A 12,826-nucleotide genomic window follows, 5' to 3' on the forward strand; every position below is an offset into this window, starting at 1 on the left:
CTCCGCACGTTATCGGACAATACCGTTTTTGTCGTATTGGATCATGTAGGTGCCTCCGTGATTGGCGGTCACGACGATCGTCAAGACGGGGTCCTGCCCGGGAGGAACGAGCGCAACGCACTGGCCACCCTGCGTGGTGTCAGCGGGCAAAAGCGTATCTCCTGACCCCGTTCCACAGGAATATTGGATGCCCTCGTATGTCGCCGACGTCCAGCTCGGCCAGGTGAAGGTGCCGCTGGTGTCATTCGGATCGACCGGGTTGATTACCGGCGTGAAAGTGATCGGTCCGATCTGTGGGTCGACCGGAGTACCCACTGGGAAGGATGCCGACCAGTTCTGCTGGCAGACCGCACCGGCATCCGGGAAGTTACGACATGCTCGCAGCTCGACCGAAATCGGTTGCCCGTACTGCTTGTTCTCCGCCGTGAGGAGGGCGCCGAAGGGGACCGGACCGTACTGCGTGGCCGGCAACGACCCGCCCTGCAGCCGGTAGTAGAACGTGTAATCGCTTGTCAGGGGGCTGCCAATTGACGCGCCGGTGATCGCGTAGTCGAAGGTAGCACCACTCTTGGTCGGTCCGCTCGTCGACACGGCCGTGACAACCCCTGGTGTCGTGCGAACGACCGCCGCGGGGCTCGATGTGCAGCCGATGCCGTTTGTGGCAAGGACGACGAGCGAGTAGCTCGATTCATTCGACAGCCCGGAGAAGGTAGCCGTCGTCGCAAGACCGACAGCCTGCGATGTCGAACCGGATGGGGAAGGTGCGGCGCACGTCGGGGCGGCACCGGTGTAAGCGACAGCGGTATAAGAGACGATATCTCGACCGTTGCCGGCGAAGGCGCCGCTCCACGACAGGGAGACGACGCTGTCGGTCGCGGTGGCGGTCGGCGCAGTGAGCGACAGCGGCCTGCCGGCCGGGATACCGCTGGTGCTCGCAGAATTCCAGATCGCGAGGATCGCAAGCGCAGAGTTTCGAGCACTGAGTGAGACCAACACATTTTGGCCGTTGGTGAGGCCGAGGACGTCAGTCGCGCACGTATTTGCGCCGCAGGCCGAGGGATCGATGTCCGTTGTTATCCCACCGACGGTCAGTCGGAAGTTGTTAACGGGGCTGCCTCCGGAGGGTGTGGTCACGGCATTCCAGGTGACATGCAGACCGCCGTCGAGGGGTGACACGGCAAGGCCGATCGGAGCCGGCGGGATGATGTCTGACCAGACAGTCGTGCCCAGTCCGGCCGAAGCCGAAGTTCCGATCGCGTTGACCGCCACGACCGTGATCCCCACCCCGTTCGCCGGTCCATTACCGGGTGTCGTGACATCACACACTGCCACGGGACACGAGGTCGTCGAGAACACTGCGCCTGTCCCCGAGGTCATGATCACGTTATAGCCTGTGATAGGCGAGTTATTCGACACTCCCGGGCTCCAGCGCAACGTGAGGGTACGGTCTGCGAAGGCAGTGACCTTGAGGGCGGTCACCGGGTCGGGCTTGTCCTGCACCGAGATGGTGATCGAACCCCAGACGTAACGGTCAGGATCGCCCGTGGCATCGGCGACCTCGTATTGCAGGGTGGTGTCGATGGCTTGGGCGGATGACGACGCGGTAACGGTGAGACGTCGGTTGTCTGCGCTCGGCGTGATCGTGAGTCCACTCGGTACCGAACCGCCGTCAAGACCACGGACGGCGAGGACGCTGAGCGGTTTGCCCGGGAACGGGTTAGTGGCCTCGTCGTTAGCGAGCACATCCACTGTCGTGGTCTGGCCGCGCGGTGCGAGCACAGAGTCCGGCGCTGCCTGAGCCAGCGGGCGGCTCGATGCCACCACGTTGAGCGCGATCTGGCCCTGCTGGCCGGCCGCGTTGCTGTCTTGCACACCGATCACTACCGCGGTCGACGCCCCCTTCAGCGCTCCCTCATTGGCACGCAGAACAAGCTTCTGCCCGGTGAGGCTGTAGGTGAAGCCCTCGGGAAGTGGACTCCGCACGGAATAGACCAGTCCCGCTTGGTCATTCGGGTGGGGGTAATTGGTGAGTTTCAGCAGGTCGAGCTCTTTCGACATCCCCGGCTCGAAATCGACGACACCCCCCACGAAGACCGGGGGTTGGTTCTGCCGTGGGGTCACCGTGATCGGCAGCACGAGAGTGGCTTTTCGGCCGTTCGGATCGGTGGCAGACGTGCCATCGGTCACCTCGAACGAGATCGAGGCTGGACCGAAATACTTGTCGGCAGAGGTGAAGCGGAGCGTGTGATCGTTGGAAACGAGGTCAGTGTCGTTCGAGTGAGTGGCCTGGACACTCGTCGAGCTGGTGATCCGCACTCGCTTGCCACCGACCGCGAGCACGTAATTATTGAGGTCGATCGTGAGGGTCGATTCGCTCACCACCGTGAGCGCCGACGCCTTCCTATCCAACTGTGGGAGTGCATCGTTGAGCCCGGGAACCCAGACGAAGGCATAGGAGACGATGCTCGAGTCATCGGGATTGGCGACGGCGAAGGGAATGATTTGCCTTTTGTTCTGCACGGTCACGTGAAGGCGCTTGGTCGCAGTCACTCGCGCGTCAGTCGAGTATCCGGACAGCACCGAAACCGCGAGTGTCGAGACGTTACCGTCGGCGAAAAAGACGTTCTTCAGTACGTTCACGTCCAGTGAATCTCGCCCAAGCACATCGGAGAGCGTCAGCACAGTGTCGTGCACCACCGGGAACGTATGCGGGGCATCCGTGCTCACGGTGACAGCGATGAAAGCGGAACTCTCCCCACCGAACGAGTTCTTGATCGTGTACCTGAGCCCGTAGGTACCTGGCTTCGTCGGCGGAGTCACCTTCACGATGTCGCCCTCGATCTTCGCGACGATATCTTTCGAATTAGGTATGACTTTCGTGATGGTGAGGGTTCCGCCATCCGGATCAGAGTCGTTGGCGAGAACCTGCACAGATACCGTGCCGCCCGGGCGGATGCGTACCTCGTCAGACACGGCAATGGGATTGCGCGCGCCCTCGAGTTTCGGACTGATTCCCACCCGCACGATTCCCGTGGCTCGCGCACCGAGGGCGTCGATCACGGTATAGGTGAAGGTGTCGGTGCCCGCAGAGTAGTCACCGGCCCGATAGTCGAATGAGTCGGCACCGACCGGCGTCACTAAACCTTTGGTCGGGCTGGTGGCCTGGCCGAGCAGTTGCACAGAGTCGCCGTCCGGATCAATGCCGGTGAGTGGGATCGATATCCGAACGGTCTTACCGGCGAGCACACGAGCTGTCACCGTCTGGGGCACCGGCGGATTATTAGTCGCTAACACCGCTTCCCGCACCGAGATCTTCACCTGGGCCTGTGCGACCTGTCCGAAGGGATCGGAGATCTCGTAGACGGCGGAGAAGTCACCGGGTCTTTGGGGCGCTAGGTAGCGCAGCACGTTGCCCGAGGCGAACAGGAGTCCGGAATTGCCTCCGAGCGCCTTCGAGAGCACAGGCTTGAGGGTCAGCGCTGCGCCATCCGGCTGCACGTCATTGGCAAGCACCGGGATATCTATGGCATCACCGACCCGCACGGTGATGTGATCGTCATTGGCGATCGGTGGCTGGCGACGAGTCGGCACGGGGATCTCCACGACGTTCACCACGCCCTCGGCAGCGGCAAGCCCGTTGCTGATGCGATAGTTGAATGTGACCGTCCCGGATTCGAGCGGCGCGGTCAGCGTGACCCGAATCGCCCGCTGCTCGATCACCTCGGCGGTCACCCCGGAGTTGGGTGCCACGTTAAAGAGCCCGGTCACGAGAAGTACCCCGCCGGCCGGGTCTCGGTCGGTCGACGCAACATCGATGGTCTGCGTGCTCAGTGACTGCACGAAAATGTTCTTCGGGATAGTGATCGGTTTGGTGTTGGGGTCGGGAGGTGCAGCCACATCGATGCGCACGATCCCGTTGGCGGTCTGGTCGCCGTCGTTGACGACGTAGTCGATATAGTGCGTGCCCACCTGGTCGCTCACGAATCGGAAGGTGCCCGCTTCCAGGCTCGGGGTGATCGTCACTCCGCTCTTGGCCGGCACACTCGCGAGCCGCAGGGTTCCAGTGCCCCCCCGTACGTGCTCAAGCGGCGAGAGCGTGACCTCCTGGCCTGCGTAGGCCTGTTTGAAATAGGGGTCAGGGATGATCGGCACCGATCCTGGCGCCTTGACCGTCACAGCGAGGGCTCCCGCACCGCTCGCCTTACCGTCCGAGACGACGAGCGCGACCGATCTCACGCCTGTCGTCGTTCCTCCGTCGGTGAAGACGACCGTCCCTTCCGGTTTGAAGCTCACTGTGTCCGGTGCAGCGGTCGCCGCGGAGGTGAGGTAGAACGGGTCGCCGTCCGGATCTACCCAGTCGCTGAGGGCCGTCGTCGTGACCCGGCCTCCCGAGGCGACGAGTGCCCTGGTCTGGCGGACCTGGTATGGCGGGGAATTCTCCGACGGCAAGCGCACGATCACCGTGACCTTAGCGCTCGCAGTGCCGCCCCGACCATCGCTGATCGAGTAGCCGAACGACACCGTCCCTCTCGCCGACGCAGTGAGTGTGATCTGCGCCTGTTGGCCGTCGTTGATGATGTCGAGCCGACCGACCGACGCATCGATGGCCGTCAACTCGCTGATCACGAGCACATCACCGTTGGGATCATAGTCGTTGAGGAGCAGGGGGAGCGCGCTCGTGCGTCCTGGTCTCGCGCCGAACGATTCGTCGACGGCCACCGGCGGCAACTGTGTCCTTTCGGGCACTGGCGGGGTGTCCTCTGACCTGAGCTCGACCTGGTGTTGGGTCTTGCGGGCTGCGATCAGATCGGACCAGTTGTCAATGAATTCACCTTTCTGCTGCACCGCCCACACCCCCCCACCCCGCGGATCGCTCAGCACGAGTCGATCGGCGTTCGAGACGAACGTCAGTGAAGACGCTGCTGCCGGCACCGAATTGAGGGACAGCGAGACGGCCGCTCCCGAGCCACACTTCCGCCACACCGAGCCAGTTGACCAGGCCGCAAAAATACACGCGCCCATAACGCGGGGCGGCGCGGGGATGCCCCCCTTGACATCCACGAGACGCGACTCGGGACCACCACCGAGAGGCACGCTCAGGAGACCTGCCGCAGAAGCGATCAGCACCGCATCGCCCTCTGTAGCCGCCTCCTGCAGCACGGGGTTGCTCCCTTGAGGGATCCGCTTGGATAGGTCGACCGTTCCGTTCGCCGAAAGCATCGTGCGACTCACCGAGTCGAAGAGTACCCAACGGCCGCCGACTGAGCTCACCGAGATATTTCGTCGCGCGCCGCCGAAAAGCGCCTTGGCAGTTTCGGCCACAGTGTTGGAGTGCGCGGCATCAACTCGGTAGACCCGGCGAGAATCGGCGGAGTAGGCGAACAGCATGCCATCCGGAGTCACACTCGTTACCGCGTTTGCTCCGAGGTTGAGGGTCGCCTGCGACTGGGCATTAAAAGTCGGCAGCTGAGCGAGAGGAACAATCCAGACCTGTCCCGTGAGACCGGCCGCGATTACGACATTGTCACCTGCGAGAGAAAGCTGGGGATTCTGGGGGGGCAGCGGCACGCTGTTCAGTACCTTCGAGGTGGCGGGATCGACTATGTCGACTTTGCTGTCAGTGCGATCGAACAGCAGGACGGTCGCACCGCGCTGGATCGTCTGGATGTCCGCTCCGCTGGAGGTGACGACGGTGTTGAGGGCGAGCACCTGCGTGTTGGCCCGGCCGATCACCTGCGATGCACCGTTTGCCACCCAGACCGAGCCATCGTTCAGATCAAGGCGCTGCGCCGTATACCCGGTCGACACGATCGCGACAGCGGCGACGAGCGCCGCGATCACTGATCCACTCGTCGCGGTGGCGACGAGTGAGCGGTGGCGGGAAAACCATTGCCTCACACTCATCTGCGTATCGTCACCCCCCCGAGGTCGACGCACTTCTCCGCGCTCGGGGGTCCCGTCTTGCCCTGGCGATTGACCGCGACGGTGATGCAGACCCGATCTCCGGCCTTGGCATCTTGTGCGAAATAGTCCGACGAGGTCTGCAGGGCCGATCGACCGTCCCCGGTGGTCACCTGATAGGAGTCATCGGCTGTGAGCCCAGGATCTGCCCAACTGAACTTGATCGAGCCTGAGCCTTCCGTGGCGACGATGTTCGTCACGAGCGGGATCCTGTCCGAATTGGCACGGATAAGCACGAAAGTAGCGGTCGCCCCCAGTGCGATCACGAGCACCGCACTCACGATGAGACCCCACGCGAGTGCGCGCATCCCTCGCCCGCGCTTTATTGGGCTCGTTCCGCTGCTCTGGCCCCTCTGACGGCTGTTCTGGCCACCGGCGGTCTGCCGCATGAGGGTGCCGACTGGCGCATAGGTCACACTGGCCGAACGGCGGCGCCGGCGGCCCCGGGAAGTGGGGACTGCTCCTCCAATCCCGCGGATTCGCGTGCGATCCTCGAGGTCCGAGATCGTTGCGAGCGCCCAGTCGTCCATTGCGACCTCGATTGGCGTCTGCGGCATTCCGAGCTCGGTCTCGATCGACTGCAGTTCGCGCACCAGCTCGAGCACACTCGCCGGTCGGTTTTCCCGCTTGCGGGACATCGCCTGTGCGAGCACTCGTTCGAGACTCGGTGGAACGTCGGAGCGCCCGATCGGCTGGGGTCGGGCACGGTTGATGCGCGAGATGAGGTCGGCGGACTTGTTCGACTCCCCGGGGACCTCGAAGGGTGATCGGCCGGCGAGGAGCGAATACACGGTGGCAGCGAAGGACCAGACTTCAGATGCGATGCTGCCGGGTGTCTCATCCATCAACACCTCCGGAGCTGACCACGGAATTGACAGGCCTACCGACTCGTGGGAGTCCGCCTCGCTCAGCGTGGATGCAATACCAAAGTCGGACAGCACCGGATGTCCGTAGGCGGTCAGCAGGATGTTCGAGGGCTTGATGTCGCGGTGCAGCACGCCCGCGCGATGCGCGGTTTCGATCGCGCTGCCGATTTTTACGGCGATACGGAGTACTTCCGGAACAGGGATACGCTCGCGCCGGTACCGCTCGCTCAGCGACGACGAGCAGAGCTCCATCACCAGATAGGGACGACCGTCAGACGACACGCTCGCCTGGTACACCGTGAGGATAGACGGATGCGAGCTCAGCTGGGCCATGAGGTTGGCCTCGGCCTGGAACATCTGACGCACCTGGTCATTGACGACCTCGCTCAACATCACCTTGACAGCGACCTGGCGACGCGGCATGTTTTGTTCATAGAGGAAGACGTCGGCGAAACCGCCTGAACCGAGCACGTGGATCGTCGAGAATCCGGGCAGCACGGGAGGTTGGGAGGGCAATCGTCGTGCCATCTCTCCTCCTTCGACGACACCGGCTCGAGGCCGATCGGTCAGTGGGCCGGGCAAATCCCGGTGTCTTATTGTAGACACTCCTTGTTCAGGGCCAGTTGGACAAATCTGCTGGTCACAGGCCTGTTTTTGGCCCCCCTTTGGGGGCCAGGCCTACGGCGTCGGAATGGGCGAGGTGCGGGGAATGGTGTTCTCGAACTCGCCGAGACCGGAAGTCTCGAGCACATCGATGACGATGGTGGTGATGTTGTCACGCCCGCCGCCTTCGAGTGCAGCCTCCACAAGAGCGACGGCAGTCTCTTCGGCGCTGAGACCGGCTGCGAGATACAGGCGGATGGCCTCAGCATCCAGTTCTTTGGTGAGGCCGTCGGAACACACCAGCAGCCGAAGCCCTGCCCGCACGGGCACGACCCAGTAGTCGGGCACGGCCTCGACATTGAACCCAACGGCCCGGGTGATCACGTTGCTGTCGGGATGCGATTCGGCGTCTTCCGCGCGAATCACCCCGGCATCCACTAATTCCTGCACCACCGAATGGTCTACGGTCACCTGCACGAGTGTCTCGCGCTCGAAGAGGTAGACCCGTGAATCACCGACGTTGAATACCGTCCAGAATGGCTCGTCGCCCTGCAGCGAGAGCGCGGCTCCGGTGACAGTGGTGCCGACCCCCAGTTCCTTCTCGTCGGCCGCCAGGCCGATGTCGATAGTGGCCGCTTGAAGCCCGCGCTCGATCGTGTCGGCGTCGGTGAACGACTCGGTCACCGACTCTGCCAGCCGGGTAACAACTGCCGCACTGGCAACATCGCCAGCGGAATGCCCCCCCATGCCGTCCGCGACGGCGAAGATCGGCGCCCGTGCCAGAAAACTATCCTCATTGTGAGCACGGCGATGTCCCGTGTCGGTGACTGCTCCCCACGCAAGCACGAGCCGGGCATCCGGAAAGTCAGGGATGTCCACGCGGAAGCTCGCATCACTCGTGCCGATCTCGGTCACGGAAGCCTTTCGCGAGTCATTGGGGAGGTCGGCTCGTCAGACCAGGCGCTCGATGGGGAGGATCTCAACAGTATTGCCGTCACCAATATCCACCACAGTGCCCGCCGAGACGACGAGCGACTCGCCCTGGCGAAGTTTTTGTGAGGAGGACCCGGGAATCGAGACAATGGTGCCGTTGGTGGATCGAAGGTCGGTGACGATGACGGATGCCCCCTGTTGCCGCAATTCGATGTGCGTGCTCGATACCTCGCGACCGGCCGACGGCACCCGCACCAGACGCGGCACCCCTCCGATCGCGATGCGCGGGGAGACGGGCTGACGGCCGATCAGCGCGGGAACATCCAGAGGGATAGGTTCGTGCCGATTGACCCGGATGCGACACCAGGGCACCGTCAGCCCATCGGGATCGATCGGAAGCCCGACTCGCGGAGTGATCGGTCGTTCGACCACGACCGGATGACTGCGCGGCGGTTCCACGAGGGCGGGCGGCTCCACGAGGGCGGGCGGCTCCACGAGGGCGGGCGGCTCCACGAGGGCGGGCGGCTCCACGACGGCTGGCGGCTCCCGACGAGCCGAGGGCACAGTGGGATCGCCACGCCCGGGCACCGACAGGCCCGTCGGTGACGGGACGAACGTATCCGCTTCGAGATCCTCCGGTTCCGCCGGTTCCGCCGGTTCGATCTTCGGACGCGGCCGAACGACGGTGTGGTCCGCGTCGTCCGGGTGCATACCTACCATTCTGTCGCCCGATGGGGCGTAGCGCGAAGTCGGCCCGAGACCTCAGTTGCCGATATAGCTCATGACGTGCTTGATACGGGTGTAGTCCTCGAATCCATAGCTGGAGAGGTCTTTGCCATAGCCAGAATGCTTGAAGCCGCCGTGAGGCATCTCCGCCACAATCGGAATGTGGGTATTGATCCACACGCAGCCGAAATCGAGGTGCTTGGCGAAGCGCATCGCCCTGCCGTGATTCTGCGTCCAGACACTCGATGCCAGGCCATAGCGCACGCCGTTCGCCCACTCGAGAGCCTGGGTCTCATCGCTGAACTTCTGCACAGTGATGACCGGACCGAAGATCTCGTTCTGCACCGCGTCATCCGTCTGCTTCAGGCCCGAGATAATCGTGGCCTCGTGGAAGTACCCGGTGGTGCCCTGGCGGTGCCCACCGAGCTCGATGTTCGCGTTATCGGGCAGGCGGTCGATGAATCCCTCGACCTGCGCGAGCTGATTGGCATTGTTCACCGGTCCGAAGAAGATGCTCGTATCGCCCGGCACACCGGTGCGGGCATTCTCGCGGGCATAGGCGGCGAGCGCCGCGACAAACTCGTCGTGAATGCCGGCCTGCACGAGCACGCGCGTCGCCGCGGTGCAGTCCTGGCCGGCGTTGAAGTATCCGGCGCTCGCGATGCCTTCGACTGCAGATTCGATATCGGCATCGTCGAAGACAATCACCGGCGCCTTCCCGCCGAGTTCCAGATGAACCCGCTTGAGATCTACCGCAGCCGCCTTCGCGACCTCCATGCCCGCGCGCACCGACCCGGTGATCGACACCATCTGGGGAGTCGGGTGGGCGATCATGGCCCCCCCGGTCGTGCGGTCGCCGGTGATCACGTTGAGCACGCCCTTCGGCAAAAACTCCGCCGCGATCTCGGCGAGGAACAGGGTGGCCGACGGTGTGGTGTCCGAAGGCTTAAGCACTGTGGTGTTGCCGGCGGCGAGGGCTGGCGCGAACTTCCAGACCGCCATGTTGAGCGGGTAGTTCCACGGCGTCACCTGCCCGATGACGCCGATCGGCTCCCGCCGGATCTGCGAGGTATGGTCTTTGAGATATTCGCCGGAGGCCATACCGCTCAGGTGTCGCGCTTCACCGGCGAAGAAGCGAATCTGGTCGACCGAGAGCATGATCTCATCCGTCACGAGCGTTGCCCGCGGCTTGCCAGTGTCTTGTGACTCGAGGTCGGCGAACTTCTCCGCGTTAGCCTCCATCGCGTCGGCGATCCGAAACAGCGCGAGCTGGCGCTCACTCGGGGTGGTGTCGCCCCACTCCTCAAATGCCGCTGCCGCCGCACGGTAGGCGGCGTCGACATCCGCACTGCTCGATACGGGAGACGACCCGTAGACCTCCTCAGTGGCCGGATCGATGAGGTCAAACGCCGATTCTGCCGTGGCCTGCACATAATCGCCATTGATGAAGTTGTGGAGTTGGGGGGTACTCATGCTCCCAACATAGCGAGCAGCCACCGGCGGCGCCACGGTCGCAGACTACCGATTCCGCAGCAAAACACGCCCGAGGATGCGGATTCACTTGTAACAAGACCGCTGCACTGACAGAATCAGGGCATGAGTCTGAATGTCAAGCCGGTACACCTCGACGAGGTGTCGAAGGCGATCATCGAGCAGCTACAGGCTGACGGCCGACGCAGCTATGCCGAGATCGGCAAGGCGGTCGGGCTCAGTGAGGCGGCCGTACGGCAGCGCGTGCAGAAGCTCACCGACTCCGGCGTCATGCAGGTTGTGGCCGTCACCGATCCGATGCAGCTGGGCTTCTACCGCCAGGCGATGATCGGAATCCGGGTCACGGGCGACACCACGACGGTAGCCGAGACCCTTGGCCGAATCACAGCCGTGGATTACGTCGTGCTCACCGCCGGTAGTTTCGACATCCTTGCCGAGGTTGTCTGCGAGAACGACGAAGACCTGATCGAACTGCTCAATAAGGAGATCCGCGGGATCCCCGGCGTGCAGTCAACCGAGACGTTCGTGTATTTGAGACTGCAGAAGCAGTTCTACAACTGGGGAACGAGATAAGAAAAATGACAACCGACAACATGACCGACACCACTACCCACACCACTACCCACACCACGACCCATTCAGCGACCCATTCCGTCAAAGCAGCGAAGACGGTCGGCTCCTCGAAATTCACCGAGGCCGAGCTGCAGCAGAAGGCGAAGGATCATCTCTGGATGCACTTCTCGCGCCAGTCCGTCATGGAAGACGGGCCAGGGGTGCCGATCATCGTGAAGGGTGAAGGCCACCACATCTGGGATTCCTCCGGAAAGAAGTACTTCGATGGCCTGAGTGGCCTCTTCGTCGTCAACGCCGGCCACGGGCGTCGTCGCCTTGCCGAGGTCGCGGCCAAGCAGGCGGAGGAGCTCGCCTTCTTCCCGCTCTGGTCCTACGCGCATCCGAGTGCCATCGAACTCGCCGATCGCCTGGCAAACTATGCTCCCGGTGACCTCAACCGCGTGTTCTTCTCCACCGGTGGCGGTGAGGCCGTCGAGACGGCCTTCAAACTCGCCAAGTACTACTGGAAGCTGCAGGGTCGCCCCACCAAGCACAAGGTGATCTCGCGCAACGTTGCCTACCACGGGACCCCGCAGGGAGCACTGGCGATCACCGGCATCCCGGCCATGAAGGAAATGTTCGAGCCGGTGACCCCCGGCGGCTTCCGCGTGCCGAACACCAATTTCTACCGCGCCGCCGAGATGGGGGGCCCTACCGAAGACCTCGAAACCTTTGGGCTATGGGCCGCAAACCGCATCGAGGAGATGATCCAGTTCGAAGGGCCCGAGACCGTGGCCGCCGTCTTCCTCGAGCCGGTGCAAAACTCCGGCGGATGCTTCCCGCCACCCCCCGGCTACTTCAAGCGGGTACGCGAGATCTGCGACAAGTACGACGTGCTGCTCGTGAGCGACGAGGTTATCTGCGCCTTCGGACGCATCGGGGAGTTCTTCGCCTGCGACGCCTACGACTACGTGCCCGACATGATCACCTGCGCGAAGGGTATGACGAGCGGATACTCGCCGATCGGCGCCACCATCGTGAGCGACCGCATTTACGAGCCCTTCAAGCACGGCAACACGTCGTTCTATCACGGCTACACCTTCGGGGGCCATCCCGTCTCGTCCGCGGTCGCACTGGCCAACCTCGACATCTTCGAAGAGGAGAAGCTCAACGAGAACGTGCGGCTCAATTCGCCCGCCTTCCGCGCGACACTGGAAAAGCTGAACGACCTGCCCATCGTTGGAGATGTGCGCGGGGCTGGTTACTTCTTCGGCATCGAGCTTGTGAAGGACAAGGTCACCAAGGAGACCTTCGACGACGACGAGTCGGAGCGCCTGCTGCGCGGATTCCTGTCCAAGGCCCTGTACGACGCCGGACTGTACTGTCGGGCCGACGACCGCGGCGATCCCGTCATCCAGCTCGCTCCTCCGCTCACCATCGGCCAGCCCGAATTCGACGAGATCGAGCAGATCCTGCGGGGCGTGCTCACCGAGGCCTGGACACGGCTGTAATACCGATTGCGGGCCAGCGCATCGCGCCGGCTGCATCCGGTCCGCTGTGGCTGGGCCGCTGTGGCTGGGCCGCTGTGGCTGGGCCGCTGTGGCTGGGCCGCTGTGGCTGGGCCGCTGTGGCTGGGCCGCTGTGGCTGGTTGCGTCATCCAGCTCGCCTCATCCGGTCGCGTCATCCGGTTGCG

At 63.4% G+C, this 12,826-nt stretch carries 7 protein-coding genes; 2 read left to right on the forward strand and 5 right to left on the reverse strand.

The features are described 5' to 3' along the window. Window positions 1–9: 9 nt before the first annotated feature. From RCH11_RS04425 to RCH11_RS04445, 5 genes are all read right to left on the reverse strand, one after another. Window positions 10–5,904: an Ig-like domain-containing protein gene (locus RCH11_RS04425; RefSeq protein ID WP_327055770.1), complete on the reverse strand. Its 5,895-nt coding sequence runs from the start codon at window positions 5,902–5,904 to the stop codon at window positions 10–12. Further along, the gene (locus RCH11_RS04430; RefSeq protein WP_327055771.1) at window positions 5,901–7,355 is read right to left on the reverse strand and encodes a serine/threonine-protein kinase; all 1,455 of its coding nucleotides are present in this window, start codon (window positions 7,353–7,355) and stop codon (window positions 5,901–5,903) included. The genes RCH11_RS04425 and RCH11_RS04430 overlap by 4 nt, the downstream gene beginning before the upstream one ends. 150 nt (window positions 7,356–7,505) lie before the next feature. Continuing rightward, window positions 7,506–8,345, reverse strand: coding sequence for a PP2C family protein-serine/threonine phosphatase (locus RCH11_RS04435; RefSeq protein WP_327055772.1), 840 nt, complete (start codon window positions 8,343–8,345; stop codon window positions 7,506–7,508). Between the two features lie 36 nt (window positions 8,346–8,381). Further along, complete coding sequence (locus RCH11_RS04440; RefSeq protein WP_327055773.1) at window positions 8,382–9,074, reverse strand: FHA domain-containing protein; 693 nt, start codon at window positions 9,072–9,074, stop codon at window positions 8,382–8,384. Between the two features lie 51 nt (window positions 9,075–9,125). Then, window positions 9,126–10,562, reverse strand: a complete 1,437-nt coding sequence (locus RCH11_RS04445; RefSeq protein ID WP_327055774.1) for an aminobutyraldehyde dehydrogenase — start codon at window positions 10,560–10,562, stop codon at window positions 9,126–9,128. Window positions 10,563–10,685: 123 nt separating this feature from the next. Here RCH11_RS04445 and RCH11_RS04450 point away from each other — a divergent pair, with 123 nt between their 5' ends. Further along, the gene (locus RCH11_RS04450; protein WP_327055775.1) at window positions 10,686–11,153 is read left to right on the forward strand and encodes an Lrp/AsnC family transcriptional regulator; all 468 of its coding nucleotides are present in this window, start codon (window positions 10,686–10,688) and stop codon (window positions 11,151–11,153) included. 5 nt (window positions 11,154–11,158) lie between these two features. Beyond that, a complete protein-coding gene (locus tag RCH11_RS04455) occupies window positions 11,159–12,643 on the forward strand; it encodes an aspartate aminotransferase family protein (protein WP_327055776.1) in 1,485 nt (494 codons plus the stop codon). The last annotated feature ends 183 nt before the right edge of the window (window positions 12,644–12,826 follow it).

This window comes from Glaciihabitans sp. GrIS 2.15 (genome assembly GCF_035984695.1).
Lineage (GTDB): Bacteria > Actinomycetota > Actinomycetes > Actinomycetales > Microbacteriaceae > Lacisediminihabitans.